Raw genomic sequence first — 16779 nt, forward strand, 5'->3', positions numbered from 1 at the left:
GTTAGGTAAGAAGCATGAACACAATCCCTATTACTAAGCATGGCGCAGAGCTCCTCAAAGAAGAGTTGCATCGCTTAAAGCATGTAGAGCGTCCATCGGTGATTAATGCAATCTCTGAAGCGCGTGCACAGGGCGACCTTTCTGAGAATGCTGAGTACGATGCCGCTAAAGAGAAGCAGGGCTTTATTGAAGGTCGTATTCAGGAGCTTGAAGGAAAGTTATCTGCCGCTCAAATCATTGATCCAGCAACTTTGGATGTGAATGGCCGCGTAGTATTTGGCGCGACCGTTGATCTCGAAGACTTGGAAGATGGCACCAAGTTGACTTATCAAATCGTTGGTGATGACGAGGCTGATATTGAGTTTAATAAGATCTCGATTAGCTCTCCGATTGCTCGTGCATTGATCAGCAAAGAAGAGGGTGATGTTGTGGCTGTGCAAGCTCCTGGCGGTAATCGCGAAGTAGAAATTCTCGCGGTTCGTTACATCTAATAATCCCAAATCAATATGCAGACTCTAGAGACTCCGAATCATATGGGGGCTCAAAGACTGTTTATTCTGATTGCGGGTTTATGGGTCGGTAGTCTCCTCACTGTAGGCTACTTAGTCGCCCCAGCTATTTTTAGTACGATGACTGATCGCCAAGCTGCCGGCATGGTGGCTGGCAGTATTTTTAAGTTAGAGGCTTACCTCAGCTTAATTGTGTGCATCGGTCTAATGGTCTTAGCTAACCTCCTGGTTAATCGCGGCCTCAGTCAATTCAGACTCATTCGTTGGCTCTTATTGGCAATGCTGCTGTGCTCGATCGCAGCAGCTTTTATCTTCATTCCTTGGATGAATGCGCTTAGAGATAACGCCTTAGCCCAAGGCATGCCGGTAATGGAGTCTCCCTCAGCTACTTTATTCGGCAGGTTACATGGGGCCTCTAGCATTCTGTTTATGTTGCAGAGTCTTTTGGGTATCACCTTGGTTTGGCGACTGACCAAGAGGTAGGCAATAAAAAACGCCGACTAGCGGCGTTTTTTTAAAACTCTTTGATGCTCTTTGCATCAAGAGCCCAAGGATTTCTTCTTCGTGCTGCTCATGCGTACTTTACGTTTCTTAATTGGAGCGGGCGCTGCAACAGCCTTGCGGTAGCCAGGCGATGACCAACCAATCTTTGACTCAGCAGCATCAGCGCGCAGAACACGTTTCTTCGGAGTGGCGCTTTTTGCAGCAGCAACTCTTTCAAAAGGCGACTTGCTGGCTGCAGAGCGTCGATCTGATCTCTCGGAGGTGCTAGTACGAACACCGGCTTTTGCGACAACACGATTCGGTTGACGCTTAGTGCGAGGTGCTTGCAATGATTTCTTGGTTTGCTTGCTAGATCTTCCTAAATTGGAGAGGGCCGCATCAACAATATCAATCGGCTTCCAAAGTACGAGCAATTTTCCGATGTGTTGAACTGGAGCTGCGCCAAGTTTGTCGCAAAGCTCTTCATAGATGGCAACGCGTGCATCACGGTCATCACCAAAGACGCGAACTTTAATCAGGCCGTGATGAGAAATCGCTAACTTAGCCTCTTTAACGACCGCAGGGGTCAGGCCATCGCCACCAATCATGACGACTGGACTCAGTCCATGGGCGTCAGCTTTAAGGGATTTACGTTGTGCAGGAGTAATAGTAAGTGCAGTCATGGCCTCGATGATAGAGCATTAGGGCTTGTAAAACAGGGCTTTCGGCCTCATATAGGCTTATATCAAGATGTTTTACGTCGATTCCTTTTGCCTTGTAGGGCATAAACAAGGAAAATGGACGCCGAAAGTGGGTAAGTTGTGGCAAAGAATAAATTTAATAAAAGTTGGTTGCAGGATCACCTCAATGATCCGTACGTGAAGATGGCTCAAAAAGAGGGCTATCGCGCACGGGCCGTCTATAAGCTGAGCGAGATAGACGAGCAAGACCGACTCATCAAAGCAGGTATGACTATTGTGGATCTCGGGAGTGCTCCTGGGAGCTGGTCTCAGTACGCCCGTAATCGCCTGACGGAGCTTGGTAAAAACAATCCCAATATTGAATCTGGCAAGCCAGATGGAACCATTATTGCGATCGATATTCTGCCGATGGAGGATATTGCAGACGTTTCCTTTATTCAGGGAGACTTCCGTGAGGATGAGGGTTTAAAGGCTCTAGAGGCGCTTTTACCGGCCGATGCGGACGGAAAAGTTGATCTAGTGATGTCGGATATGGCCCCCAATCTATCTGGGGTAGGCGTTGCAGATGCAGCTCGCATGGCTTTTTTGGCTGAGATTGCCTTGGATTTCTCGGTTCAACACCTCAAGCCTGAGGGTGCCTTATTAATTAAGTGTTTTAACGGTAGTGGCTATAGCCAAATCGTGGAATCCTTTAAAAAGGTCTTTAAAACAGTAGCCTCCAGAAAGCCAAAAGCGTCCAGAGCGAAGTCCTCGGAAATCTTTTTGCTTGGCCGAGACCTCAAACCACCTAAATAACCCCCTAAAAGAAGGGGTTTATTAAATAAATTGGCTCTCAGCCCTTGAAAAAGGCTGGTAGTAGAATCAAATACTTAGGTATAGCAATCCGCTTTAACTCCCGGATTAATCCGGCAAAGGTCTCCTTTTGAATAGCAATATGTTGCAGAAAATCGGTGTGTGGCTCATTGTGGGTCTAGTGCTGTTCACTGTTTTTAAACAGTTTGACAAGCCTAAAGATCAGAATCAGGTCACGTATTCTCAATTCATGGACGATGCCAAGGCTGGCAAAGTCAAACGAGTTGATGTGCAAGGTCGCACACTGCAAGTCACTCCAAACGACGGCAACAAATACTCCATCATCTCCCCAGGAGACATTTGGATGGTTGGCGATCTGATGAAGTATGGAGTCCAAGTTACCGGTAAGGCAGATGACGAACCCAATATGTTAGTTTCTGCTTTGTACTACCTCGGACCGACTTTATTGATTATTGGTTTTTGGTTCTTCATGATGCGTCAGATGCAAGGCGGCGGTAAGGGCGGAGCATTCTCTTTCGGCAAATCCAAAGCGCGTTTGATTGATGAGAACAGCAATACAGTTACCTTTGCTGATGTCGCTGGTTGCGATGAAGCCAAAGAAGAAGTCTTCGAGATTGTTGACTTCCTTAAAGATCCGCAAAAGTTTCAAAAGCTTGGTGGCCGCATTCCGCATGGCGTATTACTAGTAGGCCCTCCGGGAACTGGTAAGACCTTGCTGGCTCGTGCGATTGCGGGTGAGGCAAAAGTTCCATTCTTCTCCATCTCAGGTTCAGACTTCGTAGAGATGTTTGTTGGTGTTGGCGCATCACGCGTGCGCGACATGTTTGAAAACGCCAAGAAAAATTCTCCTTGCATCATCTTTATTGACGAGATCGATGCGGTTGGTCGTCATCGTGGCGCCGGTATGGGTGGTGGTAATGATGAACGTGAGCAAACTCTCAACCAAATGCTGGTGGAGATGGATGGTTTTGAAAGTAATAGCGGTGTAATCGTTGTTGCTGCAACCAACCGTTCTGATGTATTGGATCGTGCCTTATTGCGTCCTGGTCGTTTTGACCGTCAAGTGCATGTTGGCTTGCCAGACATTCGTGGTCGTGAGCAAATTCTTCAAGTGCATATGCGCAAAGTTCCGATTGATCCAGATGTGGACGCAGCAGTATTGGCGCGCGGCACACCTGGTTTCTCAGGTGCGGATTTGGCGAACTTGGTAAATGAGTCAGCATTGTTTGCAGCGCGTCGTAATAAGCGTGCAGTAGATATGAAAGACTTTGAAGATGCCAAAGACAAGATCTATATGGGTCCTGAGCGTAAGTCTGCAGTGATGCGTGAAGAAGAGCGTCGTAATACGGCGTATCACGAGTCTGGTCACGCAGTGGTTGCGAAGGTGTTGCCTAAAGCGGATCCAGTGCACAAGGTCACCATCATGCCGCGCGGTATGGCGCTTGGTGTGACTTGGCAGCTTCCTGAGTTCGATCGTGTGAACTTATACAAAGATCGCATGATGGAAGAGTTGGCGATTTTGTTTGGTGGTCGTGCTGCTGAAGAAGTGTTCTTGCATTCCATGAGTACAGGCGCATCGAATGACTTTGAACGTGCTACCAAAATGGCGCGCGACATGGTGACGCGTTACGGTATGAGTGATAGCTTAGGTACGATGGTCTACGTCGACACTGAATCTGAAAGCATGTTCGGTCGCACTAGCTCAAAGACAGTTTCTGAGTTGACTCAACAAAAGGTGGATGCGGAGATTCGTGCATTGGTCGATAGTCAATACGCATTGGCAAGATCTATTCTCGAGCAAAACCGTGACAAGGTTGAAGCGATGGTTGCTGCTTTGCTTGAATGGGAAACCATTGATGCTGAGCAGATTACCGACATCATGGAAGGTCGTCCACCACGTGCTCCAAAGCCACCTCCAGCAACCCAGTTTGGTAATTCTGCTGGTACGCCAGGTCCTGCTGCGGGCGCTGCTCCAGCGACTGCTTAATTAGCTTTAAGCTGATAGCAAGGTGATGAAGCAAACTCTGCCCGCAACATGGCGTTGCGGGCGTTTTCTTTTTGACTTTAGTAAACGTCAGCGCCCATTAGTGATGGGTATTCTGAATGCCACACCAGATTCATTTTCGGATGGTGGCAAATTCAGAACCCCAAGTGATGCCATTGCTCAAGCAGAGCGCATGATTGCCAACGGCGCAGACATGATTGATATCGGTGGTGAATCTACTCGCCCCGGTGCTGAACCAGTTTCCCTCCAAGAAGAATTAGATCGTGTCTTACCGGTCATTGAGTCTCTAAAAGATTGTGGTGTAGCACTATCAATCGACACCTATAAAGCCGAGACTATGCGCCAAGCACTCAAGGCTGGAGTGGATTGCGTAAACGACATTTGGGCATTGCGACAAGAGGGGGCAGTAGAGGCGGTCATTGAGTGCGATAAAAGCAATTTAGATAAACAGTGCGGCATTGTTTTAATGCACATGCAACGTGATCCACAAACCATGCAATTTGATCCCGAGTATCAAGATGTCATCACAGAGGTAAAAGCGTTTCTACAGGAGCGCGCCACCTTGCTGGAAGATCAAGGCATTGCTAAAAATAGAATCGCTATTGATCCTGGATTTGGATTTGGTAAAAGTCTTGAGCACAACCTTAAGATGCTGGCTGATTTTGATCAATTCTCGCAACTAGGCTATCCGGTATTAGCAGGAATTTCTCGTAAATCGATGTTGGGCAAGTTAACGGGTCGTGATACCAATGACCGAGTAGCGCCAAGCATTGCTGCTGCAATTCTGGCTGCTGATCGAGGTGCCCGCATCATCCGTGTCCATGATGTTCAGGAGACGGTTGACTCCTTAAAGCTCTGGGAAGCGGTCCAGAAATAACTTGGTTGGTTAAATACCCACAAGTTTTATAATCAAGCCTATGAAAAAACAATACTTTGGTACTGATGGCATCCGCGGTGAAGTAGGGCAATTTCCGATTGTTCCGGAGTTCATCACTCGCCTCGGCTATGCTGCCGGAAAAGTACTGAGTAGCCAGGCAAAGCCCGGTGAGCGTTGCAAGATTTTGATTGGTAAAGACACCCGTGTTTCCGGTTATTTATTGGAAGCCGCTTTAGAGGCTGGCTTTGCCGCTGCTGGTGTAGATGTGATGTTGTGTGGCCCTATGCCAACCCCTGGCGTTGCCTACCTCACTAAGGCATTACGCTTATCTGCAGGAGTGGTGATTTCAGCATCACACAACGCCTATCAAGATAACGGTATTAAATTCTTCTCTGCTGAAGGCGGTAAGTTGACCGATGAGTTTGAATTAGCGATTGAGGCTGAGCTTGCAAAACCGATGGGCTGCGTAAGCTCAAAGGAGCTGGGTAAAGCATTTCGTTTAGATGATGCTGCTGGTCGTTATATTGAATTCTGTAAATCCACCTTTCCAGGCGAGCTCAATCTCAAAGGCATGAAGTTGGTGGTGGACTGTGCACATGGCGCTGCGTACCATACTGCTCCTCACGTCTTTCATGAACTTGGCGCAGAAGTAATTTCTATTGGTGTTCAACCCGATGGCCGCAACATTAATGATGGCTTTGGTGCGACATCCCCTGAAGCATTAATTGCGAAAGTTAAAGAAACTAAGGCAGATCTTGGTATTGCCTTAGATGGTGATGCTGATCGCTTACAAATGGTTGACGCCTCCGGCAGATTATTTAATGGTGATGAACTGCTATACGTACTTGCAAAAGATCGCATCGAGCGGGGTCAAGCAATGGGTGGGGTAGTTGGCACTTTGATGACCAACCTTGCTGTAGAAAACGCTATCAAAGGTTTGGGTATCGGATTTGAGCGCGCCAATGTAGGCGATCGCTATGTCTTGGAGTTGCTCAAACAAAAAGGCTGGATTATTGGTGGCGAAGGCTCAGGCCATCTGCTGTGCTTAGATCAACATTCAACTGGTGACGGCACTATTGCCGCATTACAAGTTCTAGCCGCCATGAGTCAGGCCAAGAAGAGCTTGGCGCAATTGCTAGATTCCGTAAAAATCTTCCCCCAAGTACTTCTCAATATTAAATTTAAGGCTGGCTACGACTGGAAGGTTGATAACGCCCTCAAATCCAAGATTAATCAGGTTGAGAGTGATCTTAAAGGCACGGGTAGGGTACTTATTCGCGCCTCAGGCACAGAGCCCGTCCTGCGGGTCATGGTTGAGGCTCAGGATGGCGATGTAGCCATGAGCTCGGCTAAGAGCATTGCGGATTTAGTTCCAACCATATAACCCCTTGATTTAATTAGGATTAGTTCTTTTATGACAACTGTCATAAAAGGGTCACACTCAAATCGTATCGTTCCTCTATCGCAATGTTGCGTTATTTATCTGAGGAACGATCCACATGAAATCATTTTTGAAAAAAGCGTTAGTTGTTAGCGCGATTTCAATTGCCCCAGTTGCATTTGCAGCGGACATGACCGGCGCTGGCGCAACATTCCCATACCCAATTTATGCAAAGTGGGCTGAAGCTTACAAATCCAAGACTGGCTCCAATATGAACTATCAGTCTATTGGTTCTTCAGGTGGCATCAAGCAAATTAAAGCAAAAACTGTGGATTTCGGCGCAAGCGACAATCCAGTTAAATTTGAAGATTTAGAAAAAGATGGCTTGGTTCAGTTCCCGGCAATTATTGGCGGTGTGGTTCCAGTTATTAACGTTGAAGGTGTGAAGCCTTACGAGCTCAAGCTATCTCCAGACACTTTGTCTGATATTTTTCAGGGCGCTATTACCAACTGGAATGACAGACGTATTGTGTTGAACAACCCAGGTATGAAGATGCCTGACTTGCCAATTACTGTAGTGCATCGTGCAGATGGCTCTGGAACTACTGCAATTTTTACAAACTACTTAGCCAAAGTTAGTCAGAACTGGAAAGATGCAGTTGGCGAAGGTGCTGCTGTTAAGTGGCCAGCAACCTCATCTGTAGGTGGTAAGGGTAATGAAGGTGTTGCAGCTAACGTTTCTCGCGTTAAAGGCGCAATTGGCTATGTTGAGTATGCCTACGCCAAGAAAAACAAAATGACTAGCGTTTCCTTAAAGAATAAAGATGGTCAATTTGTTCAGCCTGATGATCTTACTTTTGCAGCAGCAGCAGCTGGCACAGACTGGTCTAAGATTCCTGGTATGGGTACATTCATTACCAATGCTTCTGGCGCGAAATCATGGCCAATCACTGGCGCATCTTTTATCTTGATCTACAAGAATCCAGAGAACAAAGCAAATGCTGCTGAAGTAATTAAGTTCTTTGACTTTGCATTTAAAGATGGCAAGAAGATGGCTGAAGAGTTGGATTACGTTCCAATGCCTGATGTAACTACTGATTTCATTCGCAAGAATGTATTCTCAAAAGTAGTTACTAAGTAAGGTTTGGGACTACTGTCTATTTGTCTCTCATATGACAGCTCCACCGAGGGTGGGGCTGTTTCAATTTTTAAATAAGCTCAATCATGATTGAATCAACTCAGTCGCACTCAGCGCCCACGCCTCAAGCTCTTCGGATTGCTAAGTTGCAACGTATTCAAGATTTTTTATTTCACGGAATTACACAATTTTTTGCTCTATCAGTGCTGATTGCGCTGGTTGGCATCATTATTTCGCTAATTATTAATGCTTGGCCCGCCCTTGATAAATTTGGAATCGGGTTTTTCTTTACTAAAGAGTGGGACATTGTTAATGGTGAGTTTGGTGGCCTAATCGCCATTTACGGCACATTGGTGACCTCCTTGATTGCGCTACTCATTGCCGTGCCATTAAGCTTTGGTATTGCGGTGTTTTTAACTGAGTTATGTCCCGGTCCATTACGTAGACCTTTGGGTACCGCTGTTGAATTGCTTGCAGCTGTTCCTTCTATCATTTATGGAATGTTTGGTTTATTTATATTCGCACCACTTTTTGGTGAGTATATTCAGCCAGCCTTAGCAGCAACGCTGGGTCAAATTCCGGGTTTAGGAATTTTGTTCTCTGGTGCTTTTAATGGCATTGGTATTTTATGTGCAGGCCTCATCTTGGCCATGATGATTCTTCCCTTCATCGCCTCAGTCATGCGCGATGTATTTGAAATTGTTCCACCTGTTCTTAAAGAGTCGGCATACGGTATCGGCTGCACTACTTGGGAAGTGGTAAAAAATATCGTTCTTCCTTATACCAAGGCTGGTGTGATTGGTGGCGTCATGCTTGGATTGGGTAGGGCGCTTGGTGAAACTATGGCTGTCACCTTTGTGATTGGCAATGCACACCGTCTTTCTGCATCCCTTTTCGCTCCGGGCAACTCAATTGCCTCCACATTGGCTAATGAGTTTGGTGAGGCTGAGCTTGGACCACATTACTCTTCTTTATTTGCGCTTGGTCTTGCGCTATTCATGATTACATTCGTAGTTTTAGCCATTGCTAAGTGGATGTTGATGAATATGGAGAAAAAGCAAGGACTTAAAACATGAACGGCCTATCCAATATTAATCCAGCAGTTTTTGCTAAACGTAAGCGCGCCAACAAGATTGGCCTAGTCCTCTCTACTGGGGCTATGGTGCTTGGTATGGTTTTCCTTCTCTGGATTCTGAGCATCCTATTTATTAAGGGCTTCTCCTCCATTAATATGGACGTATTCCTGCACAGCACTCCTGCGCCGGGATCTGAGGGTGGAGGTCTGGCTAATGCGATTGTAGGCAGCTTGATGATTGTGGCTAGTTGTACTTTAATTAGTACTCCGATTGGCGTTTTAGCTGGCCTATACCTCTCTGAATATGGTGATAGAAGTAAGGTTGCGTCCGTAACACGCTTTGTTACAGACATCATGCTCTCAGCACCATCAATTGTTATTGGTTTGTTTGTATATGCAATTGTCGTTGCTCAGGTCCGTCACTTTTCTGGTTGGGCGGGGACTATCGCCTTGGCCTTAATCGCTATTCCAGTAGTAGTTCGCACAACAGAGAATATGTTGCGTTTAGTTCCGGGTAGTTTGCGTGAAGCAGCTTATGCATTGGGTACGCCAAAGTGGAAGGTGGCCTTCATGATCACTCTACGTGCCGCCCAAAGTGGTGTGATTACCGGTATTTTATTGGCCCTGGCCCGCGTTAGCGGTGAAACTGCACCACTGCTTTTTACGGCGCTAAATAATCAATTCTTTACAACCAATATGAATGCACCGATGGCTAACTTGCCTGTGGTGATCTTCCAGTTTGCGATGAGTCCCTACGATAACTGGGTAGACCTAGCTTGGGCTGCCGCTTTGCTCATCACATTCACTGTATTGGGATTAAATATCCTAGCCCGGGTAGTCTTCCGTGAAAAAGTACAAAGCTAATGGCCAATATGAAAACAATGTTTGACTTAAATACAATCGATAGTCAAGGAATCAGAATGAACGACAACACTAATATCCAAACCGCTAAAGAAGTAAAAAATGCTATTGAGGTACGCAACCTCAATTTTTTCTACGGAGCCTTCCAGGGTCTTAAAAATATTAATTTAGATATTGAAGAGGGTAAAGTAACCGCTTTTATTGGCCCATCTGGATGTGGAAAATCTACTCTTCTGAGAACTCTAAATCGCATGTATGACCTTTATCCTGGTCAGCGCGCAGAAGGTGAGATAAATTTCTACGGCCAAAATATTTTAGAGTCTGGTCAGGATCTGAACTTATTGCGCTCACGAATCGGTATGGTTTTCCAGAAGCCAACCCCATTCCCAATGTCTATTTATGAGAACATTGCATTTGGCGTGCGTTTATACGAAAAACTGTCTCGATCTGAGATGGATGAGCGCGTTGAATGGGCTCTCAATAAGGCGGCTCTTTGGAATGAAGCAAAAGACAAACTTAATCAAAGTGGACTATCGCTCTCTGGCGGTCAGCAACAGCGACTGTGTATTGCTCGTGGGGTAGCTGTAAAGCCATCCGTTATTTTGCTTGATGAGCCAACCTCAGCATTGGATCCAATATCTACAGGCAAGATTGAGGAGTTGATTAACGAACTTAAGCATGAATATACGATTGCGATCGTTACGCACAACATGCAGCAAGCAGCTCGTGTCTCCGATTACACTGCATATATGTACTTGGGGAGTTTGATTGAGTATGGCAAGACGGACGAAATCTTTATCAAGCCCAAGCGTAAAGAAACAGAAGATTACATTACCGGCCGTTTTGGTTAATTGGAGAAATAAATGCCAGATAAACACCTATCATCACAATTTGATGCAGATCTAAATTCCCTCTCTAGTCGTTTGTTAGAAATGGGCGGCTTAGTTGAATCCCAGATTTCAACTGCTATGCGTGCCTTCACCCAGATGGATATCGATACCTGTAACGTTGTTATCGCTAATGAGAAAACGGTAAATGATCTAGAAATTCAGATTGACTTGGCCTGTACCGAATTGATTGCGCGTCGCCAACCAACGGCTCGTGACTTGCGTTTGGTAATGGCTGTGTCTAAGGCAATCACCAATTTAGAGCGTGCGGGCGATGAGGCTGAGCGCGTTGCTAAGCGTACTAAGCGTTTAATCGAATCCGGTGCAACCCATAACATTAATGTTGCCGAAATTCGTTTGTCTGGTCAGATGGCTATTTCATTATTGCGCCGCAGTTTGGATGCGTTTGCGCGTTTAGATACAAGCGCAGCTGCTGAAGTGGTTCAAGAAGACCGTCAGATCGATGAAGAGTTTAGGGGCTTTGTACGTAAGCTGATTTCCTACATGATGGAAGATCCACATACGATTTCAACAGGACTCGATATGCTCACGATTGCTAAAGCAATTGAGCGTATTGGTGATCATGCAAAGAATATTGCGGAGTTCGTGATTTATATTGCTAAAGGCTCTGATGTGCGCCATATTCCTCATGAGGATTTGGTTCGCGAGGCTAATAAACCTTAATAAATCAAGGCAGAATCTCTGATGACTCACCGAATATTGATTGTTGAGGATGAGCCTTCGATTGCTGAGTTAATTGCGATCAACCTGACTCATGCTGGATATGAGGTTGAAAAAGCATTGCAGACGGATGTAGCCCTCAATATGATGCGCGATCAACTGCCTAGCTTATTAATCTTGGATTGGATGTTGCCGGGTAAATCAGGTGTTCAATTTGCCAAGGAGTTAAGGGCAAATGAACGTACTCGATCGCTCCCAATTTTGATGTTGACCGCAAAGAGCGAAGAGTCGGATAAGGTTTTAGGCCTAGATTCTGGGGCTGATGACTATGTGACCAAGCCATTTTCCCCTAAGGAGTTGATTGCTAGGGTCAAGGCACTTTTACGTCGCCAAACCCCAATCGAGGATACGGGGCCACTTTCAGTTGGACCCTTAAGACTTGACCCTGTCTCCCACCGCATTACTGCCGTTTGGCCAAATCTGGATCCTCAGCCTATATCTCTAGGTCCAACGGAATACAGGCTGCTGCAATTTATGATGGCAAATCCTGAGAGGGTTCATTCACGGGCCAACTTGCTGGATAAAGTTTGGGGCAATGAGGTTTACATAGAAGAGCGCACCGTTGATGTTCACATCAAGCGCTTGCGAGCTGCTTTAGCGCCTACTGACTGCGACCGCTATATAGAAACAGTCCGCGGAAGTGGTTATCGCATTACAAAGCTGCCGACTCAGACCTAACTTCACCCTATCTGGCTAAGGTTTTTTAAGTACTTGGCTCAGATGTTCTAAGATTGCCTAATGCTCTCCGTAATTACCCGTTTTGCGCTGCTCATTATTTTGGCATTTTTTGCTGGATTAATGGCTTTATCGAATTTTGGTCCATTTTTTGGCATTGCCGCTGGAATCGCTGTTCTTGCTATTCCACTGATGTATTCATACATTAATCTTGCTCGCCTACGTAAATACACCTTAAGGGACGCCCTAGAAAGCATGTCTTTGCCAAGCGGCTACTGGGAAGAGATTTTTTTTCGCATTCAAAGGTTGGTAAGGGGTTTAAAGCAACAAATTCGATCTATTGAAAAGCAACACAATCGATTTATTGAGGCTTTTCAGGCATCGCCTAATGGCATCCTGATGCTGGATGATCAAGATCAAATCGAGTGGTGCAACGCTATTTCTGAACGTTTTTTTGGACTCAACTTTAAGCGGGACGTAATGCAAAGGGTCAACTTCTTAATACGTCGACCAGAATTTGTTCAGTATCTATACAAGCGCCAATTTGAAGAGCCACTATTGCTCGAGCGTATGGGCCCCAAGGCAAATTTGAGTTTAATGTTGCAGGCTTTTCCTTTTGGCGATAAGAGGCATCTTTTATTGGTGCAGGATGTTACGGATTTGCAGAAGGCGGACGCAATGCGTCGTGATTTTGTGGCTAATGTCTCCCATGAGATGCGTACACCAATCACGGTATTGATGGGTTTTTTAGAGACGATGCAGTCATTAGATTTGGGTAAGGCTCAGCAGCATCAGTATTTTGAAATGATGATGTCACAAGCTCAAAGGATGAAAAGCCTGGTAGAGGACTTGTTAACCTTGGCTAATCTTGAGGCAAATACTTTGCCGGCCCCAATGCAGCTCATCCAAATCCCAACCTTAATGGCATTGCTAAAAAATGATGCGGAGGCTTTATCCCAAGGTCGCCACGCATTTAACTTTGATATTTCTAGCGCCGATAATCTAATGGGTGAAGAGCGGGAAATTCTCTCTGCATTTGGTAATCTGGTTTCCAATGCTATTCGTTATACGCCCGACATTGCCTCAATTAGCGCAAACTGGCGCATCAATGCACAGGGTGAGGGGGAGTTCTCTGTAACGGATACGGGTCCAGGAATTGCTTCCGAGCATTTGTCACGTTTAACTGAGCGTTTTTATCGAGTGGATCGAAGCCGGTCTCGTGACACGGGAGGTACCGGCCTAGGACTTGCGATTGTTAAGCATATTGCCAATCGACATCAAGCCCAATTAATTATTGAAAGTACCCCTGGTAAGGGAAGTACTTTTACACTGCGCTTCCCTAAAGAGAGAATCGCACACCTAGATAGTTAAGGGAATTAATCCTTCTTATCTTTTTTCTTGTCTTTACCTTTTTTCTTTTTGGATTCTTTGGGAAGCTTATCTAGCTTACCGTTTGCATAAAGACACCATACCTTGATCTCTTCAAGGAGTTCATGCAGATCTTCGTAGGACAAATTTTTAAAGTCTTGCAAGCCAATGGCACCTGACTCCTGAAGCTGTTTAACAGCATCTTCATATTTATATGCGCTCATGGATTTCCAAATAAGTTAATAAGAACGCACCAATGCTAGCAAAGTAATATGACAAAAATGTCTTTTTAGCGGGCCGTTTTACTAGTCTGAATCACCCGAAATCTCTGAACTTCGTTTAAGCCCTGTAATTCTGCCAAGAAGTCGTTCTAGCGGCCCTCCAATAATGAGGGTGATGAGTATGGCGCACAAGGCCATAATGCCCAGCATCAGTTCGCCTGCGCCAAATGCAGCAGCAATCAGTGCGCAGGACCATATGCTGGCAGAGGTAGTCAATCCATGAACCTTTTGAGTGCTGCTTTCCCGGATGATGACGCCGGCTCCAAGAAACCCAAGACCCGTAATCAGCCCTTGCAAAACATGACTTAATGCCTGGGTATCTGTTTTTCCAAAGTATCCAATTGACATAACCGCCGTAGCTGAGCCGATAGCTACCAGAGAGTGGGTTCTAATGCCTGCGGATTTGTGGTGTACCCAACGGTTTAAGCCTAGGACAATTCCAGCAAATAGAGCCAAGGAGAGACGTAAAGCCATTTCCCCATAATGATTTAGATATTCCATATATTTCCAGTATGGACGTCTTTTCAATAAAACAGTTAGATAATTTTTCTCATTTTGAGGGAAAGATAAACGGCAGCACCAGCCATGGCCATCAACACCATCACAATATAAAAGGATTCTTTAATGCCAGGCAAGTCTTCCATATTCATACCCATAATTCCAGTAATGAGAGTCATTGGGAGAAAGATTACGGTCATTACAGAGAGAACCTGCAGGTTTCTAGCATTAAATTCAGCGACATGAGCAGCTTGTTCATCCTGTAATACTTTGGCCCGATCATATAGGTTAGAAATCTCCTGAACTAGATAAGACAGTAAGTCCAAATCATCGTTAAGGCGATATTTGTCTTCATCGGAAAACCAGTAGGGCAAGCGTTTCTGTAGGCGATTTAATGCAATCAACTCTGGTGAGAACTGGCGACGTAGGCGGCTACATTGAATACGAACTCTGCCAAGATATTCGTGCTCTGGTAATTCTTTTCCCTTTAGCAATATTTCCTCGAGATCATCCATCGTTTCAGACAAGCGCATTAATAATGTTCTGAGATACTCCGCACGTAAATCAATCAACTCATGAAAGAGCTCGATTGCAGAGCAGGGATTTAATAGCCCATCTCTAAGGTCGGAGCGCAATCGATCGGTTGTTCTCAGGGGATTATTTCTGAGTGAGATCATTAAACGAGGAGTGAGAATGGCCCATAAAGTGCCAAGATTTGAATCACCTTCTTTATCGCCGAATTCTTGATGAAAGTCATTCATCACCATCAGTAGGCAGTCATCCAGTTTTTCAATACGCTCCAGTCGACTGCGAGTAACGCCCTCATCAATCATTTCCACAACGCGATCTGGTATGAGGGGTGTATTTTTCAACCAGCGCTGCACCTGCGAGTTCGCTAAGTTGAGGTGTAGCCAAACGGATAACTCTGGATCATTCAGAGCATCGGCAATATCGAATAGGGGGATCTCATGATTTTTCCCGGAGGATGTCATGGCCCAAGCAAAAACAACGCCATTAATGGGAAAGGGTTGGATTGGAGATGGAGTCATTAAATGAAGGCTTTTATCTGAGTATGCTGATTGTAAGGATGATGTTTGGCTATTTCGTATTAATGCTGACATGATGCTGACTTAATAAATCCTTAGAGTTGGTCCAATCGCTAATGAAGCGATAACAATTTGAGGTCTAATTACTATGAAAAAATTACTAATTAAAGTTTTTATTATTTGGCGCGATATTAGAGTGTCATATAGAAATCGTTATGTAGGTCACCGTTTGGGTAGTTAATATCTCCAGGTAAATCCAATTTCAGAGCGGGAGGCGCTAACTCCCGAGTTGCTAATGACTATCCCCATATTGGCAGCACTGCGCATATACGACAAGCCGATGTCGAGCTCATCGGACACGGAAATAATTGCTGCCAGCAAAGCATAGCTTGTAAGGTATTGCTCCGTGCTGGGTGGGTTGGTAGTGATACCGGTATCCAGTGCAAGTCGGATATTTTGCGATGCGCGCCAGACTGGCGCCATAGAAAAAAAGAGAATATTGGTTCTATTGGTTGGTGGGCCCGTGCCAACTGCGTAATTCGTGTTGTAGGGTGATTTCATATATGAAGCATTGAGATGTATTTCAAGTGCATCCCAGTAGTGAGAGTTAATGAGATTAAGGCCATAGCTTGGTAAAGCTAGGTCCAAGCCATGAACTTGCTGTTGGGTTGATCCGGGTAGGGTGAAGCTGGGCTTAATTGCAAGCGCCCATTGCCCATCTTTAGCCTCTAAAAACCGCCATTTCACAGCCAAGACCTTATTTGAGATCGGCGAGTAATTTCCTCGAGGAATTGAGAAATAAGTCGCCCCGATAGAAGCCTCAACGTTTTTACTCAAACCCCTTGTATATGTGAGGGGGAAGGCCTTTGCTCCTCCTCCGCCAAAGTACTCCTCTCCCGGTGTAATGATGTCGACTGTTGAGGCGGTGCCACCACCATGCGCTGCAGTTTTGAAAAAATACTGCTCAATTTGATTCAATCCCTCGGCAACAGTCCCCGCATCATCTGTATTCAGAGGCTCAAAAGCATTCCCGGAGAGGGAAATGAAAATTAACAGGAAAGCGGCGAATCGCATCAATTGACGGCTGAATTTCTAAAGCTTTCAAAATAATCTTTCTTTGTTACATCTTGAAGAAATAATCCTATTAATTGATGGAAGGGCGTGATTCTTGCCCTTATTAATCAAATTGAAATATTCGACTCCTATGATGGATCATCATCATTTTTTTCTATACAAAGGCTGAGAGCCATGGACTACAGGACAAATATGAATTTAGCAACGATATTTCGTTCGCATGAGGCGAAATTGGGCTTAGAGGATACCAATCCTAAAGAGGGTCTACTAGAGCAAAAGGCTTTTAAGGTGGAATCTCGTGCAAACGTATTTTTAGTGGATAAAAGATACGCATTGCAATTGGATGAGTTGATCTAAGTGTTGGTA

The 16779-nt window shown here is 45.3% G+C and carries 19 protein-coding genes; 14 read left to right on the forward strand and 5 right to left on the reverse strand.

Annotated elements, in window-relative coordinates; translation table 11 throughout:
- Nucleotides 1–14: 14 nt before the first annotated feature.
- Both greA and ICN11_RS04725 read left to right on the forward strand, forming a co-directional pair.
- Complete coding sequence (gene greA, locus ICN11_RS04720; RefSeq protein WP_216229384.1) at nt 15–491, forward strand: transcription elongation factor GreA; 477 nt, start codon at nt 15–17, stop codon at nt 489–491.
- A 15-nt stretch (nt 492–506) separates the two neighbouring features.
- Nucleotides 507–992, forward strand: a complete 486-nt coding sequence (locus ICN11_RS04725; protein ID WP_255539881.1) for a DUF4149 domain-containing protein — start codon at nt 507–509, stop codon at nt 990–992.
- A 56-nt stretch (nt 993–1048) separates the two neighbouring features.
- On the opposite strand, the gene ICN11_RS04730 is transcribed toward ICN11_RS04725, so the two are convergent.
- Nucleotides 1049–1675, reverse strand: a complete 627-nt coding sequence (locus tag ICN11_RS04730; RefSeq protein ID WP_216181822.1) for a YhbY family RNA-binding protein — start codon at nt 1673–1675, stop codon at nt 1049–1051.
- Between the two features lie 138 nt (nt 1676–1813).
- On the opposite strand from ICN11_RS04730, the gene ICN11_RS04735 reads away from it, so the two are divergent.
- The 11 genes from ICN11_RS04735 (at nt 1814) to phoR (ending at nt 13517) form a co-directional block, all read left to right on the forward strand.
- Nucleotides 1814–2488 (forward strand): RlmE family RNA methyltransferase, encoded by a 675-nt coding sequence (locus tag ICN11_RS04735; protein WP_216133141.1) that lies wholly within the window; start codon nt 1814–1816, stop codon nt 2486–2488.
- 127 nt (nt 2489–2615) lie between these two features.
- A complete protein-coding gene (gene ftsH, locus ICN11_RS04740) occupies nt 2616–4493 on the forward strand; it encodes an ATP-dependent zinc metalloprotease FtsH (RefSeq protein ID WP_216181820.1) in 1878 nt (625 codons plus the stop codon).
- Nucleotides 4494–4518: 25 nt separating this feature from the next.
- The gene (gene folP / locus ICN11_RS04745) at nt 4519–5388 is read left to right on the forward strand and encodes a dihydropteroate synthase (RefSeq protein ID WP_216229385.1); all 870 of its coding nucleotides are present in this window, start codon (nt 4519–4521) and stop codon (nt 5386–5388) included.
- 40 nt (nt 5389–5428) lie between these two features.
- Nucleotides 5429–6772: a phosphoglucosamine mutase gene (glmM, locus tag ICN11_RS04750; protein ID WP_216229386.1), complete on the forward strand. Its 1344-nt coding sequence runs from the start codon at nt 5429–5431 to the stop codon at nt 6770–6772.
- 115 nt (nt 6773–6887) lie between these two features.
- The gene (gene pstS, locus ICN11_RS04755; RefSeq protein ID WP_216229387.1) at nt 6888–7910 is read left to right on the forward strand and encodes a phosphate ABC transporter substrate-binding protein PstS; all 1023 of its coding nucleotides are present in this window, start codon (nt 6888–6890) and stop codon (nt 7908–7910) included.
- 83 nt (nt 7911–7993) lie between these two features.
- Nucleotides 7994–8983: a phosphate ABC transporter permease subunit PstC gene (gene pstC / locus ICN11_RS04760; protein WP_216229388.1), complete on the forward strand. Its 990-nt coding sequence runs from the start codon at nt 7994–7996 to the stop codon at nt 8981–8983.
- Complete coding sequence (pstA, locus tag ICN11_RS04765; RefSeq protein WP_216229389.1) at nt 8980–9846, forward strand: phosphate ABC transporter permease PstA; 867 nt, start codon at nt 8980–8982, stop codon at nt 9844–9846. Before pstC ends, pstA begins: the two co-directional genes overlap by 4 nt.
- 56 nt (nt 9847–9902) lie before the next feature.
- Entirely contained in the window at nt 9903–10694 is a 792-nt protein-coding gene (gene pstB, locus ICN11_RS04770) for a phosphate ABC transporter ATP-binding protein PstB (protein WP_015420964.1), read from the forward strand.
- A gap of 12 nt (nt 10695–10706) precedes the next feature.
- Nucleotides 10707–11414: a phosphate signaling complex protein PhoU gene (phoU, locus tag ICN11_RS04775; RefSeq protein ID WP_015420965.1), complete on the forward strand. Its 708-nt coding sequence runs from the start codon at nt 10707–10709 to the stop codon at nt 11412–11414.
- Nucleotides 11415–11435: 21 nt separating this feature from the next.
- Nucleotides 11436–12149, forward strand: a complete 714-nt coding sequence (gene phoB, locus ICN11_RS04780) for a phosphate regulon transcriptional regulator PhoB (RefSeq protein ID WP_216229390.1) — start codon at nt 11436–11438, stop codon at nt 12147–12149.
- 60 nt (nt 12150–12209) lie between these two features.
- Nucleotides 12210–13517, forward strand: a complete 1308-nt coding sequence (phoR, locus tag ICN11_RS04785; protein ID WP_216229391.1) for a phosphate regulon sensor histidine kinase PhoR — start codon at nt 12210–12212, stop codon at nt 13515–13517.
- Nucleotides 13518–13522: 5 nt separating this feature from the next.
- On the opposite strand, the gene ICN11_RS04790 is transcribed toward phoR, so the two are convergent.
- From ICN11_RS04790 to ICN11_RS04805, 4 genes are all read right to left on the reverse strand, one after another.
- Nucleotides 13523–13738: a hypothetical protein gene (locus ICN11_RS04790; protein WP_015420968.1), complete on the reverse strand. Its 216-nt coding sequence runs from the start codon at nt 13736–13738 to the stop codon at nt 13523–13525.
- Nucleotides 13739–13819: 81 nt separating this feature from the next.
- On the reverse strand, nt 13820–14269 hold the full coding sequence (locus ICN11_RS04795; RefSeq protein WP_255539882.1) for an MgtC/SapB family protein: 450 nt from the start codon (nt 14267–14269) through the stop codon (nt 13820–13822).
- Nucleotides 14270–14331: 62 nt separating this feature from the next.
- Nucleotides 14332–15342 carry a CorA family divalent cation transporter gene (locus ICN11_RS04800; protein ID WP_216229393.1) on the reverse strand — a complete coding sequence of 337 codons (1011 nt, stop codon included), beginning with the start codon at nt 15340–15342 and terminating at the stop codon, nt 14332–14334.
- A gap of 234 nt (nt 15343–15576) precedes the next feature.
- Nucleotides 15577–16413 (reverse strand): hypothetical protein, encoded by an 837-nt coding sequence (locus tag ICN11_RS04805; RefSeq protein ID WP_216229394.1) that lies wholly within the window; start codon nt 16411–16413, stop codon nt 15577–15579.
- Between the two features lie 192 nt (nt 16414–16605).
- On the opposite strand from ICN11_RS04805, the gene ICN11_RS04810 reads away from it, so the two are divergent.
- Complete coding sequence (locus ICN11_RS04810; RefSeq protein WP_216229395.1) at nt 16606–16770, forward strand: hypothetical protein; 165 nt, start codon at nt 16606–16608, stop codon at nt 16768–16770.
- The last annotated feature ends 9 nt before the right edge of the window (nt 16771–16779 follow it).

The organism is Polynucleobacter sp. 78F-HAINBA (assembly GCF_018882325.1).
Lineage (GTDB): Bacteria > Pseudomonadota > Gammaproteobacteria > Burkholderiales > Burkholderiaceae > Polynucleobacter.

Excerpts from the sequence above, each read along its gene's own strand:
- greA (WP_216229384.1), top strand. The coding sequence starts at position 15 with ATGAACACAATCCCTATTACTAAGCATGGCGCAGAGCTCCTCAAAGAA.
- ICN11_RS04725 (WP_255539881.1), top strand. The coding sequence starts at position 507 with ATGCAGACTCTAGAGACTCCGAATCATATGGGGGCTCAAAGACTGTTT.
- ICN11_RS04730 (WP_216181822.1), bottom strand. The coding sequence starts at position 1,675 with ATGACTGCACTTACTATTACTCCTGCACAACGTAAATCCCTTAAAGCT.
- folP (WP_216229385.1), top strand. The coding sequence starts at position 4,519 with ATGAAGCAAACTCTGCCCGCAACATGGCGTTGCGGGCGTTTTCTTTTT.
- glmM (WP_216229386.1), top strand. The coding sequence starts at position 5,429 with ATGAAAAAACAATACTTTGGTACTGATGGCATCCGCGGTGAAGTAGGG.
- pstS (WP_216229387.1), top strand. The coding sequence starts at position 6,888 with ATGAAATCATTTTTGAAAAAAGCGTTAGTTGTTAGCGCGATTTCAATT.
- pstC (WP_216229388.1), top strand. The coding sequence starts at position 7,994 with ATGATTGAATCAACTCAGTCGCACTCAGCGCCCACGCCTCAAGCTCTT.
- pstA (WP_216229389.1), top strand. The coding sequence starts at position 8,980 with ATGAACGGCCTATCCAATATTAATCCAGCAGTTTTTGCTAAACGTAAG.
- pstB (WP_015420964.1), top strand. The coding sequence starts at position 9,903 with ATGAACGACAACACTAATATCCAAACCGCTAAAGAAGTAAAAAATGCT.
- phoU (WP_015420965.1), top strand. The coding sequence starts at position 10,707 with ATGCCAGATAAACACCTATCATCACAATTTGATGCAGATCTAAATTCC.
- phoB (WP_216229390.1), top strand. The coding sequence starts at position 11,436 with ATGACTCACCGAATATTGATTGTTGAGGATGAGCCTTCGATTGCTGAG.
- phoR (WP_216229391.1), top strand. The coding sequence starts at position 12,210 with ATGCTCTCCGTAATTACCCGTTTTGCGCTGCTCATTATTTTGGCATTT.
- ICN11_RS04790 (WP_015420968.1), bottom strand. The coding sequence starts at position 13,738 with ATGAGCGCATATAAATATGAAGATGCTGTTAAACAGCTTCAGGAGTCA.
- ICN11_RS04795 (WP_255539882.1), bottom strand. The coding sequence starts at position 14,269 with ATGGCTTTACGTCTCTCCTTGGCTCTATTTGCTGGAATTGTCCTAGGC.
- ICN11_RS04800 (WP_216229393.1), bottom strand. The coding sequence starts at position 15,342 with ATGACTCCATCTCCAATCCAACCCTTTCCCATTAATGGCGTTGTTTTT.
- ICN11_RS04805 (WP_216229394.1), bottom strand. The coding sequence starts at position 16,413 with ATGCGATTCGCCGCTTTCCTGTTAATTTTCATTTCCCTCTCCGGGAAT.
- ICN11_RS04810 (WP_216229395.1), top strand. The coding sequence starts at position 16,606 with ATGAATTTAGCAACGATATTTCGTTCGCATGAGGCGAAATTGGGCTTA.